At 59.4% G+C, this 26,630-nt stretch carries 25 protein-coding genes and 1 pseudogene; 7 read left to right on the plus strand and 19 right to left on the minus strand.

Annotated elements, in window-relative coordinates; translation table 11 throughout:
- Together AC3FKH_RS30285 and AC3FKH_RS30290 are read left to right on the plus strand one after the other, a co-directional pair.
- Positions 1 to 348, plus strand: a 348-nt coding sequence (locus AC3FKH_RS30285) for a TniB family NTP-binding protein (RefSeq protein WP_488679380.1), incomplete at its 5' end; no start/stop codon positions are given.
- Complete coding sequence (locus AC3FKH_RS30290; protein ID WP_488679381.1) at positions 308 to 844, plus strand: TniQ family protein; 537 nt, start codon at positions 308 to 310, stop codon at positions 842 to 844. The genes AC3FKH_RS30285 and AC3FKH_RS30290, both read left to right, overlap by 41 nt.
- Before the next feature lie 88 nt (positions 845 to 932).
- Here AC3FKH_RS30290 and AC3FKH_RS30295 read toward each other — a convergent pair.
- The 11 genes and pseudogenes from AC3FKH_RS30295 to AC3FKH_RS30345 all read right to left on the minus strand — a co-directional run.
- A pseudogene (locus tag AC3FKH_RS30295) lies at positions 933 to 1,254 on the minus strand (ISL3 family transposase); the annotation flags it as partial.
- A 512-nt stretch (positions 1,255 to 1,766) separates the two neighbouring features.
- Entirely contained in the window at positions 1,767 to 2,495 is a 729-nt protein-coding gene (locus tag AC3FKH_RS30300) for a transcriptional regulator (RefSeq protein WP_488679382.1), read from the minus strand.
- A 215-nt stretch (positions 2,496 to 2,710) separates the two neighbouring features.
- Complete coding sequence (locus AC3FKH_RS30305; protein ID WP_488679468.1) at positions 2,711 to 3,169, minus strand: hypothetical protein; 459 nt, start codon at positions 3,167 to 3,169, stop codon at positions 2,711 to 2,713.
- A 24-nt stretch (positions 3,170 to 3,193) separates the two neighbouring features.
- On the minus strand, positions 3,194 to 4,288 hold the full coding sequence (locus AC3FKH_RS30310) for a porin (protein WP_140948999.1): 1,095 nt from the start codon (positions 4,286 to 4,288) through the stop codon (positions 3,194 to 3,196).
- Between the two features lie 162 nt (positions 4,289 to 4,450).
- Positions 4,451 to 5,770 carry an MFS transporter gene (locus tag AC3FKH_RS30315; protein ID WP_140949000.1) on the minus strand — a complete coding sequence of 440 codons (1,320 nt, stop codon included), beginning with the start codon at positions 5,768 to 5,770 and terminating at the stop codon, positions 4,451 to 4,453.
- Positions 5,771 to 5,848: 78 nt separating this feature from the next.
- Positions 5,849 to 6,181, minus strand: coding sequence for an NIPSNAP family protein (locus tag AC3FKH_RS30320; RefSeq protein WP_488679383.1), 333 nt, complete (start codon positions 6,179 to 6,181; stop codon positions 5,849 to 5,851).
- On the minus strand, positions 6,178 to 6,960 hold the full coding sequence (locus AC3FKH_RS30325; protein ID WP_488679384.1) for a 2OG-Fe(II)-dependent halogenase WelO5 family protein: 783 nt from the start codon (positions 6,958 to 6,960) through the stop codon (positions 6,178 to 6,180). Before AC3FKH_RS30325 ends, AC3FKH_RS30320 begins: the two co-directional genes overlap by 4 nt.
- Positions 6,961 to 7,046: 86 nt before the next feature.
- Positions 7,047 to 7,466, minus strand: a complete 420-nt coding sequence (locus tag AC3FKH_RS30330; RefSeq protein WP_488679385.1) for a cupin domain-containing protein — start codon at positions 7,464 to 7,466, stop codon at positions 7,047 to 7,049.
- Between the two features lie 115 nt (positions 7,467 to 7,581).
- Entirely contained in the window at positions 7,582 to 8,253 is a 672-nt protein-coding gene (leuD, locus tag AC3FKH_RS30335; RefSeq protein ID WP_488679386.1) for a 3-isopropylmalate dehydratase small subunit, read from the minus strand.
- Positions 8,246 to 9,637: a 3-isopropylmalate dehydratase large subunit gene (leuC, locus tag AC3FKH_RS30340; protein ID WP_488679387.1), complete on the minus strand. Its 1,392-nt coding sequence runs from the start codon at positions 9,635 to 9,637 to the stop codon at positions 8,246 to 8,248. The genes leuD and leuC overlap by 8 nt, the downstream gene beginning before the upstream one ends.
- The gene (locus tag AC3FKH_RS30345; RefSeq protein WP_488679388.1) at positions 9,634 to 10,536 is read right to left on the minus strand and encodes an isocitrate lyase/PEP mutase family protein; all 903 of its coding nucleotides are present in this window, start codon (positions 10,534 to 10,536) and stop codon (positions 9,634 to 9,636) included. The genes leuC and AC3FKH_RS30345 overlap by 4 nt, the downstream gene beginning before the upstream one ends.
- A gap of 88 nt (positions 10,537 to 10,624) precedes the next feature.
- Between AC3FKH_RS30345 and AC3FKH_RS30350 the strand changes: the two genes are divergently transcribed.
- The 4 genes from AC3FKH_RS30350 (at position 10,625) to AC3FKH_RS30365 (ending at position 13,665) form a co-directional block, all read left to right on the plus strand.
- A complete protein-coding gene (locus tag AC3FKH_RS30350; RefSeq protein WP_488679389.1) occupies positions 10,625 to 11,368 on the plus strand; it encodes a maleate cis-trans isomerase family protein in 744 nt (247 codons plus the stop codon).
- A gap of 3 nt (positions 11,369 to 11,371) precedes the next feature.
- On the plus strand, positions 11,372 to 12,031 hold the full coding sequence (locus AC3FKH_RS30355) for a GntR family transcriptional regulator (protein WP_488679390.1): 660 nt from the start codon (positions 11,372 to 11,374) through the stop codon (positions 12,029 to 12,031).
- The gene (locus AC3FKH_RS30360; protein ID WP_488679391.1) at positions 12,028 to 12,660 is read left to right on the plus strand and encodes an isochorismatase family protein; all 633 of its coding nucleotides are present in this window, start codon (positions 12,028 to 12,030) and stop codon (positions 12,658 to 12,660) included. The genes AC3FKH_RS30355 and AC3FKH_RS30360 overlap by 4 nt, the downstream gene beginning before the upstream one ends.
- A 303-nt stretch (positions 12,661 to 12,963) precedes the next feature.
- Entirely contained in the window at positions 12,964 to 13,665 is a 702-nt protein-coding gene (locus AC3FKH_RS30365; protein WP_488679392.1) for an HAD family hydrolase, read from the plus strand.
- Positions 13,666 to 15,163: 1,498 nt separating this feature from the next.
- On the opposite strand, the gene AC3FKH_RS30370 is transcribed toward AC3FKH_RS30365, so the two are convergent.
- Positions 15,164 to 16,294 carry a metallophosphoesterase family protein gene (locus AC3FKH_RS30370; protein WP_488679393.1) on the minus strand — a complete coding sequence of 377 codons (1,131 nt, stop codon included), beginning with the start codon at positions 16,292 to 16,294 and terminating at the stop codon, positions 15,164 to 15,166.
- A 241-nt stretch (positions 16,295 to 16,535) separates the two neighbouring features.
- Here AC3FKH_RS30370 and AC3FKH_RS30375 point away from each other — a divergent pair, with 241 nt between their 5' ends.
- The gene (locus tag AC3FKH_RS30375; RefSeq protein WP_488679394.1) at positions 16,536 to 17,849 is read left to right on the plus strand and encodes a TetR/AcrR family transcriptional regulator; all 1,314 of its coding nucleotides are present in this window, start codon (positions 16,536 to 16,538) and stop codon (positions 17,847 to 17,849) included.
- A gap of 397 nt (positions 17,850 to 18,246) precedes the next feature.
- On the opposite strand, the gene AC3FKH_RS30380 is transcribed toward AC3FKH_RS30375, so the two are convergent.
- From AC3FKH_RS30380 to AC3FKH_RS30410, 7 genes are all read right to left on the minus strand, one after another.
- Positions 18,247 to 19,488: a cystathionine gamma-synthase family protein gene (locus tag AC3FKH_RS30380; protein WP_488679395.1), complete on the minus strand. Its 1,242-nt coding sequence runs from the start codon at positions 19,486 to 19,488 to the stop codon at positions 18,247 to 18,249.
- Positions 19,489 to 19,779: 291 nt separating this feature from the next.
- Positions 19,780 to 20,913: a CaiB/BaiF CoA transferase family protein gene (locus tag AC3FKH_RS30385; protein ID WP_488679396.1), complete on the minus strand. Its 1,134-nt coding sequence runs from the start codon at positions 20,911 to 20,913 to the stop codon at positions 19,780 to 19,782.
- A gap of 28 nt (positions 20,914 to 20,941) precedes the next feature.
- Positions 20,942 to 22,573, minus strand: coding sequence for an FAD-dependent oxidoreductase (locus tag AC3FKH_RS30390; RefSeq protein WP_488679397.1), 1,632 nt, complete (start codon positions 22,571 to 22,573; stop codon positions 20,942 to 20,944).
- A gap of 66 nt (positions 22,574 to 22,639) precedes the next feature.
- Positions 22,640 to 23,098 carry a Zn-ribbon domain-containing OB-fold protein gene (locus AC3FKH_RS30395; RefSeq protein ID WP_488679398.1) on the minus strand — a complete coding sequence of 153 codons (459 nt, stop codon included), beginning with the start codon at positions 23,096 to 23,098 and terminating at the stop codon, positions 22,640 to 22,642.
- Entirely contained in the window at positions 23,095 to 24,276 is a 1,182-nt protein-coding gene (locus AC3FKH_RS30400) for a thiolase C-terminal domain-containing protein (RefSeq protein WP_488679399.1), read from the minus strand. Before AC3FKH_RS30400 ends, AC3FKH_RS30395 begins: the two co-directional genes overlap by 4 nt.
- Positions 24,273 to 25,562 carry a CaiB/BaiF CoA transferase family protein gene (locus AC3FKH_RS30405; protein ID WP_488679400.1) on the minus strand — a complete coding sequence of 430 codons (1,290 nt, stop codon included), beginning with the start codon at positions 25,560 to 25,562 and terminating at the stop codon, positions 24,273 to 24,275. Before AC3FKH_RS30405 ends, AC3FKH_RS30400 begins: the two co-directional genes overlap by 4 nt.
- Before the next feature lie 13 nt (positions 25,563 to 25,575).
- On the minus strand, positions 25,576 to 26,544 hold the full coding sequence (locus tag AC3FKH_RS30410; RefSeq protein WP_488679401.1) for a Bug family tripartite tricarboxylate transporter substrate binding protein: 969 nt from the start codon (positions 26,542 to 26,544) through the stop codon (positions 25,576 to 25,578).
- Positions 26,545 to 26,630 lie beyond the last annotated feature (86 nt).

The following is a 26,630-nucleotide window of genomic DNA, read 5'->3' on the forward strand; positions in this document are numbered from 1 at the left end:
GCCAACGATCTCCAGATGACGATTGTCCTTGTGGGGACGCACGATGCTGAGATCGCACTGCAAACCGACGCCCAAATGAGCAGTCGCTTTGCGCGCTTCGAGATGCCTCGATGGCAGGAGTCGGAAGCCTTCCGGGGACTCCTGGCTGCGTTCGAACGCATTCTTCCTTTGCGACGGCCGTCAAATCTGTCTAGGCAAGAGGTGGTCACCGCGATCTTGGCGGCGAGCGGAGGTTTGACCGGCGAGGTCTCGCGGCTATTGAATTCTGCCACGGAGCTTGCGATCCGAGATGGAAGGGAGATGATCGATGTCTCTCACATCGAACACGCCCGGCACAGCGTACTTTAACCAGACGAGGCCGTGGCCAGTTGCCCCACGCCCCTTTGATGGAGAGGCATTTGGGGGCTGGCTTGGACGACTCGCTGGCAAGTATTCCATGACGGTCGAGCAGCTTTGGACGCACGCCGATCTCGGTCCGATGCCGGCCTTAACACGCTGGAAGTGGCTACTGTTTCCGCCAGTGCCGCTCGAGACCTTGGAGCGTCTCTCGCAACTAACCCACGTAAGCGTGGATCGCCTGAGCGCCATGCAGACGCCAATCGGTTGGGTCTATGAACGACGTCACCTACGGTATTGCTATCCTTGTTTCATCCTGAACCGCGCCGATGTCTGTTCGCCCTTCTGGAAACGCGAGTGGCTCGATCCTAGCTTTTCAACGTGCGTGCAACATCCCGGCAGGCTCGAAACGACGACCTGGCACTGGCGCCAACTTAAGCTCGACAACTTTAATCAGCTGCTTCGAAGAGTCTACGCAACGCCCCACCGGGACATTGGTTGGCACTGAAAAGCTACAGTCGCATCAATGATGGGCGGAAAAAGCCACGCTCGCATGAAAGATGAGCGCGGCTCGCACGAATGACGTTCTTCAACACCAGGTCGACGATGATCGTTCCGTACTGGTGACCGCGCGCGATCGCCCAGTCATCGATGCCGACGACCCGCGGTCGTAGTTTTGCGCTTGCGCTCAGGTACTCTGCGCAGTTCCCGCAGCACGGTGTCGGCACTGGCGCGCAAGCCCAAGGCGTCGGCAAGCCGGGCTGCCGCCTCACCACCGAGGGCGTGGCCCAGCGCGTGCAACGCCCGAGCCTGCGATCGCGTACGACGTTGATACCGACCGGCCAAGGCGTGGATGTTCTCGGCAAACGTACGACGGGGGCGGTTGGCGTTCATACACTTGAAGCGACGCACCTCAATAGTTGTTCATCGGGCGAGCCCGACCCCGAAGGATGAAGCGGGGTTGCGGCCCATGCGTTGCGATGGGATGCGCATAAGATGGCGTCTGGTAACGGCAACGAGGTCGGCTTTCGCTTGGTGCCCCGAGCCCGTTCAATAGTTGGACCCGCAGCCCTGCGAGCACCCCGAATTGCGACCACGGGTGGTGACACCTTGGAACGCGCCTAGTAGATTTCGACGACGAGGGCTGCTGCCGATGCCGTTGACTCTGGCAGGAGGCTCCATGCGCAACTCATGACCTTGTTCGCACTGTCCAACTTGTGGATGGCGCGCGGCAAACTGCTGGCTGCTCGAGCACGAGCGCGGTTCCGGTTCACGCCGATACCTCGCGCGCAGCCCGCGAACGCTGCTCCGCGCGTGCCAGACAGCTTCGCTCCGGGCTGATAGGTTGGCGTCTTGGCGCATTTAGCTTCCCGTTAAACGGTCAAGCACACTCGATTCGCGTTTGTGCAGAGCATCCCTAAGCCAAGAGTTCAAGAGTGCGCCGCCGGAGCGTCTTCGATCAAGGAAACGATGGTCGAGAACGCTCCACCGTACGGCAACCCATCCGCGTCGGGAGGTACCTTTTTCCCCTGGTAAGGTTCGCGCCGCGGTGTCCGCCTCGCCCATAGTGCGTCGTCGACCGCGTCTAGATCGAGGCAATGTTTGAAGTCGCCAGCTACCAGGTGCATACCTATAAACCTGCCAAACGCATCGAGCTGTACCTGCGAGGTCAGCCCCGCGCGGCCGCCGATTGCTGGGCAGATGATCCATGTCGTTCCTTCTTTGGCGAAGATGCGCAAGCGCCTCGCTTGATCGGCCGGCTGAAGTGAGTGCTCTTCCCCGGCGAGCCCGCCAAGCGAGAATGCTTCGATATATTCGTCGGTATGCCGGTGGCTCAGACAAACTACTACCTTTGGGCGCCAACGGGCGCGCGTCTTTGCAAGAAACCGGAAGCGCTCGCCTTGCCGGCACAAATCCACGTAGCGCGACTGCGGGATGAGTTCGGGCTGGCCTCGGAAAGCCCTCGACCATGTCGTTCGTCCATTGAAATGGGCAGACAGGGGAAACAGGCTCAGCCTGAATTCGGTTCCCCATGGCGCGTAGAGATGGCGCCAGTAGTATTGTTCCCAGTCATTGTCCGTGAGCCGAACGCCCAGCGCTTCAGCTCGCGCGGCGGCCATGATGCGGGCGACGTACTGATGGCCGAGCCACTTGCCCATGCTTTCCCGGTGCTCATGGCGGAACACGGCGTCCCAGGCGGGCGGCGCCTCAAGCGGCTGCAGCGGTGCGACGAGGGGCTCCGACCATGTAGCGCTTCTATCGCATATCCAGACGGGAGCACTTGCGTTGCCTCCTTCCATCCCCACGAACGAGGCAAAATAACGATCCAACTCCTGACGCGAGAATACCCCTGACTGCCGCATATTATCCCTTGCTACCAATGGGAGCCCAATACATCCAATGCCACGCCATGCCGGCGCCCCTTGGGACGCGCGTGCCGCTGTGGCCGCTTATAAATCCTGTTCTGCAGGCAACACCGGTTCTTGCGATCGAGTGCTTGAATCGCGGTCTTCTCGTCCACGCAGAACACCGCCGCATGTGCCGGCGGGTTCAGGTTCAGGCCGATGACATCCGCTCCGTTCGTCCCAGCGCGGTAGCCAAGTTCTCGGTGGGATTGGGCATCCTCTTCGCTGTGGAAGTAGCCGTTCGTTGTCGACCGAGTTGTGGCCAAAGTTGTCGCGCACAAAACGCAGGTCGACCTATTGGTTCGTTTGTGCGAGGGGGCGGTGTGGCGCAGCCACTGCGCCGAGGCGCTGGCCAGATCCTCGGCCTGCGGGCACTCGGACCCGAGCGCCCGCAGGCGCGACGTCGCCATGCCGAGCAATTCATTCACCTGTGGCCCAGGGCCGGTTGCCGGTCAGAATACGTGGCGGATGCCAATGTGCACGGCGCTTTGGGTATGGGCAGATAGGGCGGTTGGGGAGAGGAAGTACAGCTGCGCACCGCCGTCATGGGCGTATTGGTACGTGTACAACGCGTATACGGTGGTGCGTTTGCTATAGGCATACTGGGCGCTGGTGCCAAACTGATCGCGCTTTCCCGTCAAAATGGCGTTGGCAGCGCCGTGGTTGGGCTGATAGCGCGCATAACCAATGCCGAGGCTAAGGGGGGCGGTTAGCTGGTAACGCAAGCCAACGTCATAGACGTCGACCCTGTCGTTCGTCAGATTCCACTCGCTCCGCGTATACAGTGCATTGACGGTAAGTGCCGTTGTGATATCCCAAGCAACGCCGGCACCGACGACGGTATATTTCCCGCCCGTTGCGGGATCCTGCCGCATCGTGTAGGTGCCTTGGGCAGCCATGCCGCCTCGATCGAACTGCGCGGTGGCGCTCACGGTGCGACCCGCTGAAGGCTGGCCGGGTTGCTCGCCGAGCCCGTACAAGGCGCCGGCTGTGAAGCCGCCCCAGTTTGGCGTTTGATATTTGACGGAATTATCCACGCGACCTCCGCCAAGGCGATCAATATCGGTGGAGCTACCATTGGTGCCGATGAATGCCCCAGCTGTCAGCGGTCTCAAATAGTACGCGCCCAGGTATCGATTACTCCCATATCGGTTCATGTCGAACATGAAGTCGTACTGGCGCCCGAAAGTCAGCATGCCTGCGCTGTTTGACGACAGGCCGACCCATGCCTGCCGTCCGAAGATACGCATAGCAGAAGCAGAGCTTTGACCGAGCGTGCCATCATCTGTATTAATACCTCCCTCGAGCGCGAACACCGCGCGCCAGCCCGTGCCGAGGTCTTCATTGCCGCGCAAGCCGAACCGGCTGGCTGCGGTACCCCCTGCTTGCTCGCGCACATTGGAATGACCGCCGATATCATTGACATAGGCAATGCCGGTATCGATCAGGCCGTACAGCAGCACATCTGCCTTGGCGTTACTCGCCCACATTGTCAAGGCCAGCGATGTGGCGGCAGCAGTGACAGGTTTCAGTTTGGCGTGGAGCACAGTTGTTCTCTCTTAAGGGATTTCGGATTGCGGTTTTCTGGAAATCGACGCGCGCAGAGGCCCGTCCTGAATGCCATTCGGCATCGGGCATCGCACGAAACTTGTGGTGGGACGCGTGCCGTCGGCGCGTCGCCCGAGGGCGTTGCGGCCGGCGGGGCGGAATTAGCGGTTCACCAAACGGCCTGGGATAGCCATCACAATCACGGCAGCCAATGCAAGGCTGCCGGCCGTCAGGTACATACCGACTGCGCCGCTGCCAGTGGTGTCACGTAGCCAGCCGACCAAGTACGGACTAACAAATCCCGATAGGTTAGCCACCGAACTGATGACGGCAATACCCGCAGCGGCGGCCTTTCCGCCGAGCAGGAGTGTGGGCAAGCGCCAGAACTGCGCGAAGGCTGTCAGGATAGCGGCGGTTGCCACGGTGAGCATGGCGATCGCGAAAAAGGTCTGGTTGCTGTAAGTCATACTGAGGGTCAGGGCACCGGCACCCACCAGCGCGGACATCGCCAGGAACGTTTTTCGATCTCGCCGTGCGTCGGCCACGCGTGCTACCCAAACCATCGCGACAATGGCGGCTCCATATGGAATGGCGCTAAAGAGGCCGATGTCGAGCAACCCTTTGATACCTGCCTCACGAATTAGCGTTGGCATCCAAAAGCCCATCCCATAGATACCCATGCCGATGCACAGTTCGATCAGGCACATCAGCCACACCATCGGCAAGGTGAACGCATCGCGCACTGAGTGACCAATCTGTTCTGTGTGTTCTGCGGCGAGATTCTGGAGCAAGCGCTGTTTCTGTGACTGGGTAAGCCACGGGGCATCGTCAATACGGTCGCGCAGCATGAACAGGACGACCAGACCCAGCAAGATCGTTGGCACGCCTTCAATCAAGAACATCCATTGCCACCCACGCCAACCGCCGATGTCGTGAAAGGCCTGCAAGGTCCACCCGGACAAAGGACCGCCGACCACACCTGCTACCGGCACGGCAATGAAGAATAGCGACAAGGGCTTGCCGATGCGGCTCGGTGGGATCCAGTATGTGAGGTAGAGCACAATCCCGGGGAAGAAGCCTGCCTCTGCGACACCAAGCAGGAATCGCAGGACGTAGAAAGTAGTCGGGGTTTTCACGAACATCATCGCCGTGGAAAGAAATCCCCAGGTGATCATGATCCGTGCGATCCAACGACGCGCCCCTACCCTGTGCAAAACCAGATTGCTAGGCACCTCAAAGATGAAATAGCCGAGGAAGAAGATCCCGGCGCCTAAGCCGTACACCGTTTCACTGAATCCAAGGTCCCCTAACATTTGCAGTTTCGCAAAGCCGACATTGACCCGATCCAGGTAAGCCATTGCGTAGCTGATGAACAGGATCGGAATGAGTTTCCAGGCAACTGTTCTGTACAGCGCAGCGTCTGCTTCCTCCCCGAAAGCCGGCGCTGCATCGGCAGGCGTGGCCTCTCGTGTTGTTGTCATGGCGTCAGTATCCTTTGTGGTTCGGGCACCGGACTATTGCGGCACCATCCGTCTTGGTTGTAAGAAAATCAGAGCATCTCAGGCCGGCGCGTTGCCGATCCGGGAGAAGCGGGTGGGCACTAGCAGCCGGTTCTCCATTCGCGTAATCAGGGGCAACACCTTGGCGGTAAACTCAATCCACCTCTGATCTTGCGCGAGCTGTGCACGCTTTTCCTCCCGTTCACCCATGGTGCAGAACTGCCACAGGTGCACCACGCCATTTAACGTGCCAGTCTCTGTGGTGAAGTACGCAAGCGGGCTTCCCAGGTAGCGCTCCTGGATCGGCAAGCCCTCGACTTCCACCAACATCAGGAAGTCGCGAGTCTTTCCCGGATGCAGGGTGTAGGTGCGTTCCTCGACGATCATGGTCATGCCCACATTGCGAGAGAACGATCCGGCATGCGGCCAATGAAGGAGCCAATGGAGACGCGATCTACCCCAGGTTCGGGAATACCTGCGCCGATCTCGTGCGGGTTGCGGGTATTGAAGATGACTACATCGCCAGCGGTGGGGGCGTACTCGAAAGCCGGTGCACCAGCCACGATGTCGGGCGAGAGTCCATAACTCTTCGGAATTTCACCCTCGACGCGCTCTGGTGTCCACGGTGCGTTGTGCACGGTCGTGATGCCGCCGAATTTCGGCTGCTCGGAAAAAAAATTCCAACCGAGTTGCGCGTCGATGTCGCGAATCGAATAGTCGAGCGTGTTGAAGGGGGCGTAATCCGCATGCAGGTCCACGCCTTCCGATGCCAGGCGGATGATGCCGGCAAAATAGTGGCCCATGCCGGGCTCCTCGGCGGCCCCGACCTTGTGGGGGTAGACCGACGACAGCGTATCGATCAGCCGCTGCACAGGATCGAATGCGCGTGCGGTGACCTCGGCCAGATCGGCATTTGCGACTTTGACAGCGTCAAAATAGTCTGACTTGGGTCGGTCCCAGCGATACTCGTACTGGGCCATGCCGATGTAGCCGATCCTCTTGGCGACGTTGTAGTATTTAATGTTCCCCTGCTTGGCGGACTGGGTGAAGGCAATACACTCCTCCGGGGTTGCGAAACCTTTGATGCGGATCGCTGGAATCTTATTATTTAGCAGCGCCTCAAGGTTTTCGCGGGTCAAGCTATGTTCGCGCAGGCTGGTCCATGTTGCCATTGTTTATCTCCTTGGTAATGGCTGGCGCGGGCCCGCGCCGCGAGCGTTATGTCGCAGCGGAAAGGGTTCGCCATGGTATTGGAGGACTATTCTTTGGACAGGGCTTCGAGTTGCTCCGGCGTGACCCACGTCTTGCGCGGAGGGGACTTGATCTCGACCTGCTCACAGTCCTCCAGTGCTTCGCTAAAATGCTCCACGCCAACCGGATGGAGCCACGATGCGCCAGGCTCGGCGATAAACTCCTTGCCACCGATGATGAGTCGCAGGCGGCCCGAGATCAGATATCCGATTGATTCGTGGTCCATGTGCTTGTGGACTGGATCAACTAAGCCTTTTTTGCGGTAGACGTGAAGGAACACCATGTCGTCGCCCACGAGCATCTTGCGAACTTCGACGTGGCCTTGTTCCTTGACGCCCTCGACCGCAGCGATCTGTTCTGGCGCAATATCGTCGCGGTTAGCGAAGTAGCTTTCGGATTTGGCAAGAATGCGCGATGTGTCTGTCATTGGAATCTCCTACTCTGAGGTGGCTTGGGTTGAACCAAATTTGGTGCGTAGTGCAAAACTCTAAGTTTTACTTGGCCGAGCCAGGAACTGAACGTGGCCCGATCCAGGGCGTAAATCAGATTGCGTGGCGCGAAGTTGGGGCCGACGCAGAGGCATCTGAGCATGGCATCAGTGTCTCCTGCCATGGGCCAAGCCATGGCATTTCCGTCGCTGTCCTTCGTTCGTAGGCACAGAGGTGCTGGTGCAGTGCCAAGGTGGCTGCGATCTCGTCGGTGCCGCTGAGCAGTCGTTCGGCGTCGCCCGCCTCCAACTGGAAGGGCAGGCGAGCGCCGTCGGCCAGCTTCACCAGGCGCTGGCGCACGTCAATGCCTATGTCGGTGTTTTCAGTGGCGGCCAATGCGTCGACAATTGCGCGGTACCCCAAAGGTGCGACGGTTGCGGGAATGATTCCGTTGCGCAGACAGTTGGAATAAAAGATATCCCCAAACGAAAGTGCAACGATGGCACACACGCCGCAATCGGCCAAAGCCCACACGGCATGCTCGCGTGAGGAGCCGCAGCCGAAGTTCCTGCCCGCCACCAGCACCGTGGCGTGGATGCATGGCGCGTTCTCGAAGCGACGAAATTCCTCAAGACGCGCCGTCCGCCAGTCCGCGAACAGGGCAGGGCCAAGTCCCGTGCGCTTGGTCGTGCCAAGAAAGCGGGACGGATAGATGGCATCGGTATCAATGTCGTCGCGGGCAAGCAGCAGGGCGGGACCGGCTGCTTCGCAAATGGGCTCAGGCATGTAGAAACTCTCTCGGGTCGGTCAAATATCCGGCGATCGCCGAAGCTGCAACTGCGGCGGGGCTTAGCAAGTGTGTCCGGCCACCGCTGCCCTGGCGGTTTTCAAAATTCCGGTTCGAAGACGATGCGCAGCGTTGACCCGGTTGCAGTTGATCGCCGTTCATGGCTACACACATCGAGCAGCCGGGGCCACGCCACTCGAAGCCCGCGCCGACAAAGATGTCGGCCAGGCCCTCCGCCTCGGCCTGGTGTTTCACGGCGGCGGAGCCGGGAACAACCAGCGCCCGCACATTTCGTGCCACGCGTCGACCAGCGACGATGGTTGCTGCCGCGCGCAAATCCTCGATACGCGAGTTGGTGCAGGATCCAATGAATGCTACATCGATGGGCACACCTTGGACGGCCTGACCGGCTTTCAGGCCCATGTAGTCAAGCGCAGCCTGTATCCGGTCACGCTCGGCCCGAGAGTCGGCGGCGTCCGGGTCTCCGGCGCGGCCGCCAAATGTGGTTGCGTCAGCGGGAGTCGTGCCCCACGTAAGGGTGGGCTCAATGGCGCTGCCGTCGATGCGGACCGTGGTGTCGAAGTCGCGCCATGAATCGGTTTTCAAGGATATCCATTTCTGCGAAGCGCTTTCTGAAGCTGCGTTCTGCAGCCCCGCCGCATGCTCCCGCAACCAGGACACCGTGACTTCGTCAGGCGCCACCATACCGAACCGCCCCCCGGCTTCGATTGACATATTGCACAATGTCATTCGGCCTTCCATGCTCAGCGCACGCACTGTGCTGCCGAAGTACTCTATCGCGCTGCCGACTGCGCCCGCTGTGCCGATTTTCGCGATGATATGCAGCGCCAGGTCCTTGGCATAAACAGCCGGTCCAAGGGCGTCCGTCACTTCAATGCCAAGCGTGCGCGGTCGGCGTACCCAGAGGCTCTGTGTTGCAAGCACATGCTCGATCTCTGAGGTACCGATACCGAAGGCAAGTGCACCGAATGCGCCCAGCGTGGCTGTATGAGAGTCTCCGCAGACCACCGTGCAGCCCGGTACGACAAAGCCTTGTTCCGGAGCCGTGACATGGACAATGCCATGCCGACTGCTATGCAATGGGAAATACGGAATGCCGGCAGCCGCGGCGTTGGCGGCCAGCGTGTCGACCGCTTCACCGCAAGCAGCAGCGGGCCCCTGCAAGGTGGGTACGGAATGATCCGGCACGGCGATATGCCGGCCCGGAACACGCACTCGGCGCCCCGCCATTTGAAGCTGATCGAAAGCTTGCGCGCTCGTGACCTCATGCAGGACGTGGCGATCCACGTACAACAAGTCGCACCCGTCCGCCCGCGACGCTACGCGGTGGGAATCCCAGAGCCGCGAGAACAGGGTCGTCACCGCGCATGCTCCCGGGCGTTGGATTGGATGCGATCGGTCGCGGCGAAGTAGTCCTGCAACCCCATCCGCTCATTGAACTGAGAGAAGGAGGTAAGAGCCGCGGTGTCGACCCTGCCCTCGCGCAACTGACTCAGCGTTCGCCCGATGGCGTACGTGGCCGAGAAAAGAAGTGTCGCTGGATAGATAGCGATGGCATAGCCAATCTGCTGAAGGGTGGCCGGAGAAAGGTAGGGCGTTTTTCCACCTTCGACCATGTTGGCCAGCAGCTTTTCGCCGCGGAAGGTGTCACAAATCCGCGCCATCTCCTCCTCGGTCCGCGGGGCCTCGACAAACAGGATATCGGCACCGGCGCGCAGGTAGCGTTCACCACGACGCAAGGCCTCGTCCATGTCGTGGGTGGCGCGAGCATCGGTTCGCGCGATGATCTGGAGCGGAATATCACCGCGCGCATCCACTGCCATATGAATCTTCTCGACCATTTCCGTGACATCAGTGACCTGCTTGTCTTCCATGTGTCCGCAACGCTTCGGCGATACCTGGTCTTCGAGCTGGATGGCAGCCGCGCCGGCCCGGATGTAGTCACGCACGGTCCGACGTACGTTGAGCACGCCGCCGAAACCTGTGTCGGCGTCCGCAATCAGTGGAACGCGCGTCACATCGGAGATCCGACGAACCTGATCCGCTAGTTCACTGCCCGTGATGAGTCCAAGGTCGGGCATGCCCAGTGAGGCCGCAGTTACTCCATATCCGGTCAGATAGATCGCAGGGAAGCCTGCCTGCTCGATGAGACGGGCACTCCAGCTGTCGTAGGCTCCCGGCGTGATGACGATAGGGCTCTCTTCCAGCCGCTTCCGCAGAGTCTCCCCCCTGATTGTACACAGTGATTCGTTTTTAACCATGTCTAACCCATGTTTTCGCTTCGATCGTGTACAATCCTACGCAGGTGTTCGATGAAGTGCAACTTTTCTTTTGGGACGAGAAACTGAAATGACTGACTCCCTGGGTTACCGTCGCAAGTACGCGGTGCTGATCCCTTCGACCAATACGTCGGTGCAGCCAGAATTTGATGCAATGCGGCCGCCGGGTGTAACGAACCACATCAGCCGGATCCGCATTCCCAATATTCCGCTCAGCGACAACGCTGACTTTCAGCGTCTGATTGACCTGATTGCCGCAGCCCAGGACGAAGCCGTTGACTCGGTGATGTCGTGCGAGCCGGACCATCTCGTGCTCGGCATCTCCGCGGAGACGTTTTGGGACGGCTTGGCCGCAAGCCGCAAACTTAAGTCCTATCTGGAACAAAAGACTGGCCTGCCGGTGGCGATGGGATCTGATGCATGCTCGCTGGCGCTGGACGCCTACGGGGCCCGCACGATCGGAGTGGTCACGCCTTACCAGCCGGTTGGCGACGAAAATGTGGTTCGCTTCTTCGAGGAGTGCGGCTATCGTGTAAAGAAGATCAAGGGCCTGCGTTGCGCCAGTCCAGTGCAGATCGCCCACGTCCAGCCTGAAACGCTTGCCGAAGCTGTCGAAGAGGTCAACTGCCCCGATGTCGATGCTGTGGTACAGGTCGGCACCAATCTGGCCATGGCATCGTTGGCTGCCAAGATGGAGCTGCAACTGGGGAAACCGGTGCTTGCAATCAATTCGGCTATCTATTGGCAAGCCTTACGAAGCGCCGGCATTAACGATAAGATCAGCGGCTTCGGATCGCTTCTTGAGAGGTTCTAAGCAATGAAAGGCAGCAACGGAGCCAAATCCACGGCCGGCGAAATCTATGGGCTTATCAAGGAGCGCGTTATGGATGGCGCTTTTCCGGCCGGCATGCGACTCACTGAAGACGGGCTGGCATTGGAGTTCGGGACCTCGCGTACCCCTGTGCGCGAAGCCATGCGTCTGCTCGTTAGTGACGGGTTTCTACACTTCAAGCCGAATAGCGGAACGTTCGTGCGTCATTGGACTGTGGACGAGCTGCGGGACATCTTTGACCTGCGGTTGCTGTTGGAAAGCGAGATTGCCAATCTGGCTGCTACGCATATCACCGCCGACGAAGTCGCCGAACTACAGCAAATCCAGGACGAAATCGAGTCGAAAGGCCTTGACATGAGCGAGGAAAACCTGACCCGAATCAGCGCACTGAACCGCGAGTTCCACAGGCTGATTGGGCAGGCGAGCCGCAATTCTCGGCTTGTCGGCATGTTGTCCAATGCGATCGAAGTGCCAATCGTGCAGCGTACCTTCCGCCGGTATGGCTCAACGCAACTGCAGCGCAGCTTTCATCACCATCGCGAGTTGATCGATGCGTTCTCCGCGCATGACAGCATGTGGGCACGAAGCGTCATGCACTGTCATATCAACTCGGCCAGGCAAGCCATGATTCGAGATACGCAATGACTAATACAGCGCTCCGACAAGACTACGCCGCTTCAGGTTTTGGTCGCTCTCTGGGCTTAGGGAGCCGCCAGGCGGTGATCATGGTGGATTTCGCCTGCGCGTATTTCGACCCATGCTCGCCTCTTTTCGCACAGGCGGAAGGCGTGCGGCGATCGGCTATTGCTATGTTGAGGCTCGCGCGCAGGATGGGGTTGCCTGTCATCCATACTCGCGTGGAGTACGATAACGAGGGGCTCAATGGCGGCGTGTTCTATCGGAAGATCGGAGCGCTTTCTGTCTTTCGGCAGGGCAACCCGCTTGGTGCTTTCGCAGAAGGACTGGAACCCACTGCCGGGGAGATCGTGTTGACGAAGCAGTACGCCAGTGCGTTTTTTTCGACGCCGCTTGTCTCAACTCTCAATGCGCTACGCGTCGATTGTGTACTAATCGCAGGCATGAGCACCAGCGGCTGCGTTCGCGCTACGGCAGTGGACGCAATCCAGCTCGGTTTTATTCCTGTCGTGCTGGAAGACTGCGTCGGAGACCGGAACGATGCGCCCCATCAGGCTAGTCTTTTCGATCTGGCTTCCAAGTACGCCGACGTCCGCAGCAGCAGTGATGTATTCGAGGCGCTTTTGGGGCAAGGCTGATCCGTCATACAGTACGGTCTGGACATTTGCTGACATGCAGTGCCGAAAGTGTGCACGCCGCAATCAACTAACGCATGGCCCATTTCTTGGAATTATCCTCTTTCCATTGATTTACCGGTGTCGACAATTGCTTTTAAACCTCATTTCCGAAGGACATTTTGAAGCAGGGCCTGTACGGTAGCGGAAGATAAAGAGTTCCGCCAAGGTAATCGCCGATAGGCTCGCCTGATGTCACTTTTGAATGCGATCACCCCTTTAAGCCAGTTGCGAGAGGTCGCAGATGGCGCGACGAGATAAGAAGCGATGTCCCTTGAACTATTAGTGTTAACAGTTGATGATGTCCTTTTCCAGTCAGTCGATCTGACTCTGAATGAGCTTTTGGACGCCTCCAAGCATGACGCGGAAAGAAATGCTCTTCTTTGGCTGGGCGAGGGCAAAATGGATTGCGCGACGTATTACGGGATGTGGAAAATTGCGCGTTCAGTGAGGGCCGAGGCGGCACGCGCTCATTTCGATACGTTTTTGCGCACATACGAAAGCGCTTTTATCGCAGTCTGTTCGAGACGGCAGGCTCAGATCCATGAACAGGCCAGAGGCCTTATGTATGCCGCAGAACGAAACGGGGTACGTTTGGCGTTGGCCTCAGTCCTGTCGTCTCGTGCGGTTCGTATATTGATGGAAAATGTCGGAGGGATGGAATGGGCCGACAGGTTTGCGGTTGTTGCGACCGCAGATGCGCTGGGCCCCCATGAAGGGGAAGCGGAACTCTTCCGGCTAGTCTTGCGAACGGCTGAGGTGCCAGCCTACCGGAGCGCGCTGGTCACCGCAAATGAAAGCAGCCGAGAGACCGCACTGGGCATAGGCATGCATGCCGTGTGCGTGCCCGACGGCATGGTCGGACCATTCTCAGTAGCTGTTGATTCCGATCAGCGAGCCACCGCAGATGGTGCTTGGCCAACAATGAGCGATCTTGAGGCGTTGTTAGATGCTGTTGCCGATCATTAATTCGCCCAACGGTGACCGCTAAATCCGCCAATGATCCATCGATCTAACTAGCTGATTCATAAGTAAATTGCGCTTCGTTGTGACGTCTACCACTGTTGCTTGTAGGCAACGCGTTTTGAGGCGCACCGTTCACAGATTCCGCTTGCTTGGGTCGACCGTTCAGTAAATCGCCTAGTGTGGGTAAGACCACGGTCCTGAATATGGCGATGAAGATTGCCGCTCGCATACCTGAAGTTGTATCTACTTTCACCTAAATTTGTGGCTTGCTAATAGGGAGGCGCAAGGAACCTCAATCGAAGAAGGGCCATTCGCAGCGCCTTGATGGCTGTCCGCGGCGTCTCGCCAATCCCCTGTACGCGTCCGTCGCATAGACGCGCCACCAACGCCCCGCCTGTTTCCCGGTAAATCCAGAACATCGCGCCGGCATCCTGCTGGCCGAGTAGGCGTCGCTTGCGAATATCGGCGTTGGCGGGGGTGAAGGTGGTTGCGACTGTCCAGCCCCTCTCTCGTGAGAACGTCAATCCGGGGCCTTGGCTATGCCATTGCGCAACGATAGCTCGCCTGCGACGGTGGCGACGGCGAGCGGCGCTGAAAAGACGCGCCGCTTTGCTGGTCCTCGACATGTTCCCCCACGCCTCGCCGCAATCAATAACCGGTTCGACAAAGCGGGTGATGTCACAACGTCGCTTCGCACCCCACCACGGACGAAGCGGGTAACCGTCAATTTCGACATGCCTCAGCGCATTCCCGCGGCCAAGGAGAATCTCGTGGACAGCCTTGTCCGCGTATGCCCACACCTGGAGCAACGCGGTGGCCGCCGCATGGTATGCGATCCAGGTGTGAGTCGCGGAGAATTCCCGACTCGGGGGGCTGATGGAGGCATGTAGCATTACCTGATCGCTCAACTCCGCAGACACGCCAGCCGGTGGTGCACGATAAGGCCAACGGCGAAGGCACACATAAGGTTCAACGCTTCGTGCCCACAGGCCCTCTGTGATCACCAGCGCTGCCTGGGGATGGTGCGCCAGCGTCTCGGCGGCGATCGCGGCAGTCGGAGCCTCCAACCACTTGGTGGCCCGCCGGGCCACATGACGTCGTGAAGTGTAATAAGAGTAGTACGGCGCAAGATTAATAAAATCAAGGGGTTAGTCCCACGCGTACTAACATTGCGACGATTCTGCGAGTAGTAATGTTGATACTCTCAGTGGGCGAGTAGTAATGTTGGAACGATCGCTGGTCAGTCACATCGTTTCATCTTTACTACTTTTCGCTCTGACTTCGCGGCTCCGCTCTGGTTGATCAAAAGGAGGCGTTCGCGCGAAACATGCCTAAAATAGGGCTGCAATCACCGCCGAGAACCGAATACGAGGTGGCCTTGCCGCAGAGTGAGAGTAGTCGAGCAGGGGACACGATTTCTCCGAACCGCAGTAGTAAAGATGATACTTTCCGCGTGATTAAGCGCTCGGAGGAACATTTCTACGAATTGGTACCGGGATTACTACAGTTCACGGTAGTCGGGCAGCTCGGACGAGAAGGTCTTGAAGTAGGTTGAGTAGGCACGCAGGCGCAGGCGCGGCCGCGGCGCGTCGAGGTCGAACTCCATCAGTCGCAGCCAGCCGTCTCCGATGCCGTCGATCACGGTGGCCTCGGGGAAGGCGCCACGCAGTGATTGCTTGCGGCTCTGGTAGTTGCTCAGAAACTGGAAAACCTGGTGGCCATGCTGGTTCTGGTCGACGCGGTGACGCACGCCGTGAAAATGGCCGTTCAGCACGATCAGGATCTGGTCGTGGCGGGAGATGAAGCGGTCCCACAAGCGTCCCGGATTGTGGCGCTCGGGATCCAGGCGCGACAAGTCAAAGAACTCCAACGATTCCCGCTCGCCCTCGCCGTTCAGGAATTCGTGGATGGAAACGATGGTTGGCACCCCGGGGAAGGCCTTCAGCACCGACTCGGCCCAGTCAATGACTTCGCCGTCGGGCGACATCTCCAGGCCGAGGTGCAGGAATCGGTGGGTGCCGCCGGTAAAGATCTGCGCGCTGTTGGCTCCCTGGCGGAACGAGGAGACATACCACGGCTGGTTCTTGAAGAAGGGCGTCTGCGCACCGAAATTGCTCGTCCAGTTTTCGAGCGAGCCGCAATGCAGGCTGCCGATGTCCTGCAGGCACGTGCTGGTCCAGTCGGCGCCCGGACGCGGCGGGTAGGCGGCGTCGGACCACATATGGTCGTGATCATGGTTGCCAGGGATCACGGAGAAGGGCAGTTGGCCGACGAGAATCTCATAGGCGGTCTTGATAGCCGGGATCTCAGTGTTGATGACTTGTTCGGGGGCCGGCGGAATGAGGGCGTCGAGCAGCGGATTAGTGATGGACTTGTGGCCGCGCTGCGCATGCGCGGGATCCACATCGGCACTCATCTGGTGTTCCCACATATCGCCGAGCCCGGTGGCGAAGGCGATCTCGCCGCCGTTGCCCACCGCGTTGCGTGCGATGAAGTGCATCATGTCCCAGAGGAGTTCACACGCGTTGAAGGGAAAGCCAGCCTCGCGCTGGTTGCGGTAGCTTGCGTAGTTCTGCGTGTCGGACACAACCGCGACAGTGAAACGGGAATTGGACCGGGAAGACTCTTGCATGGATGGTGCCTTTGACATGGAAAGCCGAAACGTGTTGGGTTACTCGTAATACGTGAATTTTGTAGAACGGGTGTACAGTACCGTTGCTACATGACGGCTTTGTGACCGGTGCATCGACTTTTCGCGATCACGCGGTTGCGTTAGGCTATGTGCTTCGCGAAGCAATCCCAAGGTAATCCTTGGCGGTAACTCAGTAACTCAATCATCTGGCCTGGGGCACGACGGCATTGGCGAGCAAGAAATGGGCGACAATCCCGAGCCTGCGGCCCTGGTTGACATGTGGCGCTGGTCATGTGTAGAACGGGTGTACTGTTTATGGGCGAATGATTGGCATATGAAAGAAAGGGTAGAAAACGTGTCGCTTGATGAGGTGTCGAGTGCGACGCATGCCGACCGAATGACGACGGCCGCCTTCGAGTTGGCCTGTGAGAGGGGATTCGCCACACTGAGCGCCCGAACTCTGGCCGCCTACACTGGGCGCAGCCCTTCCGCGATCAACTACCACTTCGGTGGCCGCGACCAACTGTTGCTTGCGGTTTATGCGGAGACGTCCAGGAGGATCGATGCCGCTAGGACCGCCACGCTTGCGCGCTGCCTCGAGACCACGCCTGCTTGGGCCGAGCTGCCGGATGTGTTCGTCGCCTTGTTGCAGGCGTGGCTGGCGGAGCAACGTAATGTCCTGACCTTGCAGCAGGAACTGGAACATGAAGTAGCCGCGGGGCGTGAGCCACAGCTGCGGTCGGCGGCTGAGCAGGAGATGGCGCGGGAACGGCAATTCTGGTGCGACTTCGCGACCCAATTCGGCACAGCCCCCGCTGTCGCCGGTGCCTGGGCCGACCTTGCCATAGGGCTGACTGGTCTGCTACTGTGCGAGACCGATTCTGCAGTCCGCTCGGCATGGATTACCGCGCCGGCCGTGAGGCTGCATCAGCGCCTGGGCCGGCGCCCCATTGCGTTGTCGGTCACGCGCAAGGCGGATGCCCGGGCCAGTATCGATGCTGTGCGTGACTCGGCGCCAACCAACGACACGGCACGACGGATTCTCGACGCCGCACTGTCGACGATCGCGAACAAAGGCGCGGACCGACTAGTGCAGCGGGAGATCGCGGCGCAGGTCGGCGTATCGCTGGCGGCTGTCACATATTTCTTCCGGACCAAGCACGACCTGATCACTTCGGCGTTCGCAGAGCTCTGTCGGCGGATGTACAGTCTTACGGTCGCCTTCGAATCGTTGCCCCCCGACGATGCCATTGAACGCTTCAGCGACAGGGAGGCTGGGTGGAGCACAGCTGCGCTTGCAGCCCTGCTAAGGGCCGCCGCGCGCGATGAATCCCTGGCGCCGATGGCGCGTGAGATCCGCCAAATCCGAGGTATCGGCTCGATTGTGATGCTGCGCAAGCATGGGGTGGCCTCGGACTGGCTCGACGCCTACTTGCTGGGGGTTATGACGGCGAGCACGTACAGACAGTGCCAGGCTCTGGCGCCAGCTGAGCTGGAAGCCGCGATCAAGTCCTCGACTACCGCGACATTGAAGACAGTATTCGTTAGGGTGTGATGACGCTGCTGTTGGCTTCCTAATCAGGATGTATTGACCTGCCGCACTCGAGCCACGTCAGCAGGATGTCGGCCCTCGACTGGTAATGTTGGTGCATAACGTTGGAGCAGCCATCGCTAGTATCAGTTGAGTCCGCCGCCCCGGCATTGAACACCCTTAGCCGCTTTGACGCCAGCAACGCCGTCGCCACGGGTTCAGCACGGAAACTTGGAATCAGGGTCATAACCACGCGCGCACAGCGTCTGATGCCTCCCACGAAGGCCGCTCAACTGCGGTCAACCCTGGCCGCGGCAGTTGAACTGACCGTCTCGTAGTTCGTTTCGAGAGAAGTGCTTGCAAAAATGGGGTGGACCATAGATCGCACGCACTTGTCTACCGTGTATCAAGGATCCGAACGTTATGCCGCAAGCTTCAGCGCTTGCGAGAAATCGGTGATCAAGTCGTCAATATCCTCGATGCCTGCCGACAGCCGCAGCATACCGTCGGAAATTCCCATAGCCTTGCGCGTTTCCGGGCCGGCTTCGAAGAAGATCGTCGGCGCGACAGGAATGATAAGTGTGCGCGTGTCGCCGAGACCTGTTGCTGCGATCGGCAGTTCGAGCGTGTTCACGAATTCGATCATGCGTTCCGCGTTAAGCAATTCAAACGACAGCAGCCACGACGCACCCCTAAACAGCTCTTGCGCGATATCGTATTGTGGATGACTTTTCAGGCCAGGATAATAGACTTTGCCGACGGCCTTGTGTCCCTCCAAAAATTGCGCGAGTGCGAGGGCGTTGTCGCTACTTTGCTTCACGCGTAAAGCTAGCGTTTCCGCGCCCAACGCGATGGTGTGCGCCTGCTCGGAGGACAACGCCGCGCCCATGTCGCGCAGGCCTTTCTTGCGGATCTGCAAAAGCCCCTGTTCCTTCGCCGTCGAACGCCGATACTCATCAGCGATGTTCGGATACGCGCTCCAGTCGAACAAGCCCGTATCTGTCACGGCTCCACCGAGCGCGGCGCCATGGCCCGCTATCGTTTTCGTCAGCGAGTTGACGACGAGGCTTGCGCCGACCGCCTTCGGCTTGAATAGTACGGGCGAGGTAATCGTGTTATCGACGACATACGCGATGTTGCACTCGTTACACACGTCTCCAATACCCTGCAGGTCGGGAATCTGTGTGCCGGGATTTGCGATGGTCTCGACGAACACCATGCGGGTATTCGATTGGATTGCAGCTTTCACTTTTTCGACATCGCATGCATCGACGGTCGTAACTTCGACGCCGAGCATCCGCAATGTGCCGAGCAAGCTGTTGGTATTGCCAAACACATAACGGCTCGATACAAGATGATCGCCCGCGCGCAAGAGCGTGAGAAACGTCGCCGTGATCGCGGCCATGCCGGTACTGAAACAGACCGTGCCAACTCCTTCTTCCATGCTTGTGATCTTGCGCTCGAGCGCTGCGGTCGTTGGTGTGCCTTGCCGCGCGTAGTTGAAGCCGCCCTTTTTCGTGCCCTGGAACACGCCGATCAGATCCTCGACGCTATCGAAGCCATATTGCACTGACGTGTGAATCGGCTGACGCAAGCTGCCGTGCTCAGTCCCCCCGATTCTGTCGCTGTGAACGATGCCTGTAGTAAAACCTAGCTTGTTCATCACTTCTCCACATCTCTAGTCTATTAGTTACGGACGGACCATTATCTCGTGTATCCGTCGACTCGCGAGATCTTCGGCATCGCAGTCGCCACCCCCAGCGCCGGTGCTATCATGAGCTTGATGCGTGATAGTTTAAGCGGGCCGCATCAATGGCTGCCTAATCATCGGCTTTCTCAGGAAATAAGTGATGAGCCTCACTATGTGCGCGGCGATCGCGGCAATAATTATGCAACATTGAGCCGAGACTACGACATTCATTCAGAAGTTCGATTGACCGATGAAGCGGGAGGCTCAATGGTCCGACTTCCGCCAGTCATTGAGCACGTCCAAGTGAGAGACCCCGCCCCCGGGGCCTTTCGCCAGCCTAGTTGGTGTGCGTGAGAACCTCGGGGCTGGCCCGGGGTGCGCGATGCCATCGACTTCTATAATCGCTTCACGAGCAGCCATGTGCGGATGGCCTGCCACCTCGCTCAGCGAAAGCACCGGAGCAAAGCAGGCGTCTGTTCCCTCGAGGAGAGATGCCCAGTCCTCGCGCGTTCTCGTTCCGAAAATTCTCGCCAGTTCGGCACGAAGCTCAGGCCATCGCGCGCGCTCATTCTGAGCGTCGCGTAGCGCCGGGTCTAGCTCGAGCTTCTCACAAAGCAAGGCGAAGAACTGTGGTTCGATCGCCCCAATGCAGACGTACTTTCCATCACTGGTTCGATAGGTAGCATAGTACGGTGCGCCGCCGTCGAGCATGTTGTTGCCGCGCTCTTCTGAGAAGCTGCCACGCAGCAACTGACCCTGGGCCAGGGTCATGAGCGAGAGTGCGCCATCGCAAATCGCCGCGTCCACAACCTGGCCGAGACCCGATTCGCGCGCCTCCAGCAGAGCTGCAAGGATGCCGGCGACCAGGTACAAGCTGCCACCACCGTAGTCGCCCACGAGATTAAGAGGAGGCAATGGTGCGCGGTCAGGCTCTCCAATGGCGGCGAGTGCGCCAGTGAGAGCGATGTAGTTGATGTCGTGGCCCGCGGCTTCGGCAAGCGGACCCTCCTGGCCCCACCCCGTCATTCTTCCGTAGACCAGGCGCGAGTTGACCTGAGCCACGGTGTCTGGCCCTAGCCCGAGGCGCTCCATTACTCCAGGCCGGAAACCCTCTACGAGTACATCCGCGCGGGCAAGCAGTTCGAGCACCAGTTGGCGGTCGTCTTCGCTCTTGAGGTCCAGATGGACGGTGCGTCTGCCACGACCAATCAAGTCGTTCGGATGACGTGACTTGGCACCCGGGCGGTCGATGCGCACAATATCTGCACCCATGTCGGCCAGCAGCATACACGCAAACGGACCCGGCCCGAGGCCGGCAAACTCAACAACCCGCACACCGGTTAGTGGTCCCATCCGGCCGAAATTCTCCTGCGTCACTTTGCGTTCGTCTCCAATCATCGTCTGTTGCCCATTAGCTCCGCGTGGTTCAGGTTGACGCTTTGCGATATGCGTGCATCCCCACGCGGTAGCCGAACACAATCGCAGGGCCAAGGGTCGCGCCAGGCCCGGGATAGGCGCCATTCATGACCGAAGCCATGTCGTTGCCGCACGCATACAAACCGTCAATGGGCGTGTCGCCGTTTCCCAATACCCGGCCATCGTGGTCGGTCCTCAATCCTGAGCAACTCGCCGCGTCTGCAGGGAAGACCTGGACGGCACAGAATGGTGCGGATTGGATTGGCCCAAGGCAGGGGTTGCCCGTCTGCTTCGCATCGCCGTTGAACCGACTGACCGCCGTGGCACCTTTGCCGAACTCGGGATCACGTCCTTGACTCGCAAAGTCCTTCTGCTGTGCGACGGTCGTTTCGAGTCCGACAACATCGATGCGGAGATTCTCCGCGAGCTTGGAGATAGTCGGCGCCGAGACAAGGTATCCAGTGCGTTCAAACGGTCGGAGGTTCGTTGTGCCAGGCGGGACGATGCCAATGCCATACTTCTCCACGAACTTGTGGTCGCAAACGAGATATGCGGGAAAGTTGCTGGCTGCTGTGCCGTCATCACCCAGCATTCCTTCCACAAAGTGGTGATACGAAGCGCCCTCATTGACGAAGCGCTTGCCTGCCTTGTTGACGGCGATGAGGCCCGGCTTGGCTCTGTCGAGGTAAAGATGTGGAAACAGGCGATAGCCGCCGGAGCCATCTGGGACCCGGGACACGGGTTGCCAGAGATAGTCACGAGCCTGACGCTCAAGTACTGCGCCGACTTCCTGGGCAGCCATTAATGCATCGCCGCGCACAGCCGGAGGTGTGAGCGAATCAAGTTCGGCGTGGTCTAGCTTTCGGCGCAAGCCAGGGTTGTGGCCAATGCCACCAGTAGCGAGTACGACCGCTACCCGTGCGGAAATACGTTCGCTGACTCCGTTGGATTCAACGATAACGGCACTCACGCGGTTAGCCGTTCTCTCGAGATTGAGAAGGCGAGTACCGAAGCGAATTTCAACATCAATCTGTCTGAGGCCACGCAGCATCCGAGCAACGAGCGCGTTTCCCATCACAAGACGCGTGCCTCGTGAGTAAGTAAGGCGGTCGCGAAAATAACGTGTAACTAACTGACCAGTTCGGACGAAGGCTGGCCATGACCGATAGCGTTGGACGAGCGCTTGCACGTCTGTCTTGTTCGCCATCATCCCGCCCAAGAGAAGAAAGTCTTTCAGTGGCGGACGGACTCTATCGAAGTCTGGGCCTAGGCGGCGGCCATCGAACTCCACCGGAGAGATCGCTCGCCCGTACAAGGCGGCGCCAGGCAGCTCCAGATAGTCCGGATGGCGACCGGCGCTCACAAATGCAACCCCGCACTGTGTTTCCAGGAATGCGATAGCTTCGTCAGCGGTTTCGAGGAAGGCGTCGCGACGGCCAAGGTGGTCGTCTGGCCCAATCAAAGCGTCGAGGTACTGTCGGCCAGCTTCCACCGTGTCATCGTGCCCGACCATCCGACCGTGACGATTGCCAGGCAGCCAGAGGGTGCCGGCGGACGTCGATGTCGTTCCACCGACCTGTTCTGTCGCCTCGCATAGCAAAACACTGAGCCCGTTGTGTGCTGCGGTAAGCGCTGCAGTCATACCGCCAGCACCAGCACCGCACACAACTACATCGTATTCAGGCATATCACACAAAGGTTAGCGGGATTACAACGCGATTCGCCACTGGAGCAGCGAGAACGGCGGGTTGGCATCCGGGTGATGCTCAAAGACGCCTTCTACCTCCGAACCGATAGCCACCTCTTGCATCGGGTCGCCCAGAAGGTTTCCTACAAGTCGTACGTTGCCTGCATGTGGCAATTCGACGACTATCGCAAGATAAGGCGGATGGCCGCTGAGTGCGTCGTGCGATGCATGCCAAACGCGTTCCCAACTGTAGATGCGGCCGCGAGGCTTCACTTCCTGCCAGCCCGGGTCGAACTGATGGCAATGATGGCAAAGCCATTCAGGACCGAACTGCCACGTCTCGCAATGCTGGCAACGCTGGATGAGCAAACGGTTCTCACGCAAACCATCCCAGAACGGTGCCGAGAGACCATCGGGTTCGGCAACGGGAATGGGAAGTCCCGGCGGCAGGTATGGTGTGTCGACAGTTTGGTGTGTCATTGTGCTGCCTCTTCCGAAGCCAGGAGCAAGTTGCTTACCGGAGTAACCATGGGCCCGCCGATGACGAGTGCCACGTCGTTACGCGGCGCCTGGTTGCACGATGTGCCGCGAATCTGGCGAACGGCTTCCAGCACTAGTTCGAAGCCGTGCATGTAGCACTCGGCAAGATTTCCGCCACTGGTATTCAGCGGCAGCCTTCCCGAGGGTGCAATGAGGTTCTCCAGCGTCAGGAACTCATTTGCCTCTTCCGGCTTGAAGAATCCATGTTCCGCAAGCGCCATCACGACGCCGCCGGTGAAGTTCTCGTAGCTCTGAACCACGCCTACGTCGCTGGGTCCGATGCCGGCCATGCGAAATAGGTCAGGCGCGACCGTGTCGAAGCTCGCGCTGCCATACCGCGGCGAGTTGTGGGGAATCGCTCCGGTTCGATAGCCGGAACCCGAGGCGGCCCCCAGGATGTAAGCGGCTTTCCCTGGGAAGTCTTTGGCGCGCTCCGCTGGGACAAGAATCAGTGCGGCAGCACCGTCGTTCTCCATGCAGCAGTCGAAGAGGTGAAACGGCTCAGCAATCCATCGCGACTGGTCGTATTTTTCCTCGCTGAGAGGCTTGCCGTACATGACGGCGCGCGGATTGGACTGCGCGTGGTGGTACGAAGCCAGCGCGATGGCGCGCAGCGCCCCCTGGCGAACCCCATGGTCATGCATGAAGCGCTGCACGCGCATGGCAAAGCGCTGAGGAGGAGCAAGTACCCCATAGGGCATGAGATATGCTTTCTCCCCCGATATCGTGTCAAGGCCGGTCGTGCGTCCGAACCGCCCATACTGTCCTTGAGCGAGAGAGCGAAAGACCACGACGCAGTCCGCCAGGCCTGCTTGAATGGAGGCGGCACCATTTGCCACGGCACCGCAACATCCCCCACCGCCACCACCCCATTGCATGGTCGTGGCACGCAGTCTCGGAAGCCCCAATGCTGCGGCAATCCGCGACGGGTCGCTTCGGTCATCGCTGAACGACGAAAAGCCATCAATCTCGCGCGGATTAATGCCGGCATCCCGGCAAGCGGCCAAGATTGCCTGGAGGGCGAGCTTGAATTCGCTATCGGGCGACTTCCCGTATTTGTAGTACTGACTCTCGCCAATGCCAATGACGGCGACTTGGCCTTTCAAGGTGCGAGTCACGATGCGGATTCCTTGGCAAGTTCGCGTTGGTCTTTGCCTAGTGCTCCAGCGGACCGAAGTTCATCGACTTTGCTGTCGTCGTAGCCGAGGACGTCACGGAGAACTTCGAAAGTGTGCTGGCCAACTGCCGGGGCCGGGGTGGGGTCGACCATGGGCGTGTCACTGTAGCGTATCGGCGAGGCGATATTGGGAACCCAACCCACCTTGGGGTGCGGAATACGGCTGACGATGCGGCTTTCGCGGGCCTCAGGCGAACGAATCGCATCCCCGACGCTGCGGAGCTCGCCGCTGGGAATCCCCGCAGCACGCATGCGCCCCTGCCAGTGACTCCAAGGGTGTTCGGCAAAGGCATTGCCAAGAATCTCGAAAAGCTCATCACGGCGGGCTCTGCGCAAGTCCCCCGTTGCATAGTTAGGATCTGCAGCCAGGTCCGGGCGGTCGATGACTTGTGTCATCAGGCGTTGGAAGATGCCGTTATTGCCGGAGTTGATGTAGAACGACTTGTCCTTGGCTTTGAACACGCCAGAGGGGCAGGTGTCGGGGCTCGTGTTGCCGTGACGTTGTGGGTCGGCACCACTGAACAGGTGCTGCATCGGCGCGTACCCCGTCATCAGTACCGCGTTATCAAAGAGCGCGATTTCAACGGCCTGGCCCTTGCCGGACTTTTCGCGTGACAGAAGGGCCCCCAGGATGGCGTTGCAAGCCATCATAGCCGTACTGATGTCCATCACCGGTGACAGCGCGCGCACGCCCTCGCGGTCGGCGTAACCGTTCATCGAGACGAATCCGCTTTCCGCTTGCGCAATGGGATCGAAACCCAGGCGGTCAGAGTAGGCGCCGCTGCGACCATAGGCCGATACCGAGCAATACACGAGGCGCGGGTTGTTGGCTTTGCAGCTCGCGTAGTCGAGGCCGAAGCGGTCCATCACGCCAGTCGAGAAATTCTCGACGACAACATCTGCGCTGTCGATGAGCTCGCGCGCAACCTTCAGTCCTTCAGGTGTTTTCAGGTCGATGGCAATGCTGCGTTTGTTGCGATTCGACCAGAGGAAAGGCGCGCCTTGGCCTAGTTCAGTGTGGACGGGAGGGTATTGGCGGAAGTCATCACCGCGGCCAGGCGCTTCGATTTTGATAACGTCGGCGCCCATGTCGGCCAGCATCATCGTGGCAAATGGGCCTGCAATGAAATGAGTGAAGTCCACCACGCGGAGACCCGCAAGAGCGGTCGGTGCCCCGGCCGGGCGGGGAACGTGAGGCGGGAAGTCGGCTTCGAGGTTATCAAGCATGGCGAGACTCGGCTTAGAGGTGAATGTTGTATTTCGTGATGACGGGATTCCATTGCCCCACTTCGTCGCGGATGAGTTTTTCCATGTCTTCCGAACTGCTGCTGCGGGGCTCGACCTTTCGGTCGATGAAAATCTTGCGCACGTCCGGCTGTGCGACGGCCTTTGCAATGGCGTCGCGCAGCTTCTTCTCTACGTCTGGTGGGATTCCTTTGGGAGCCAGAACGCCAAACCATGCCTGGCTTTTGAAGCCAGGTACGTCCTCGGCGATTGCGGGAAGGCCTGGAACCACTTCCGTCCGGTTTGGTGTAGCGACGGCCAAGTAGCGGACCTTGCCCGAGCCAACCATTACTGCGCCGTCCAGTCCGGTCACGAAGGCGGCTTGGACCTGACCGCCGAGGAACGCCGCCATCAAAGGCGCTCCGCCGTTGTAGGGAACGTGCTGCATCTTTAGGCCGGCTGTCTCGTTGAAGTACTCGCTCGTGAGGTGGGAGAGGGAGCCGTTACCTACCGAACCGATGTTCAATGCTGTCCCTTGCTTGCGGGCATAAGCGAGGAAATCTTTCATCGATCGCGCTGGACTGTCCGCAGGGACCGCCAGAATCATGGGTGTAATCGCGACAGTGGAAATGGGGCGTAGGTCCCGAAGCGGGTCGTAGGGAACCTTTCGCATCAGCTGGATGACGGCGTTGGGGCCCGTATTGCCGAAGACGAGCGTGTATCCGTCTGGGGCAGACTTGGCCACAAGGTCCGTGCCGATGGCACCGCCGGCACCGGGCTTGTTTTCCACGACAACCGGTTGTCCCAGATACTCGCTCAGCGGCTTCTGAATGATGCGGGCGAGCTGGTCAGTGCTGCCGCCGGCAGCATAGGGAACGATGAGTCGAATCGGCTTTTCGGGGTATCCCTTAGCTGAAACGAGGGGCGAAAGCAAAAAAAGGGCGAACGAGAGCATTGCACGCAGGTGCAAAGGCCGGGTGCGCATGATTTGTCTCCTAGTTGTGGGCTGCGGCTCGGGTGGCCGCTTAGCAGGCTGCTGAAGTACTCATCGCGCCAGCGATGAGTCTTCCC

Source organism: Cupriavidus sp. 21MJTG02-4 (assembly GCF_057798975.1).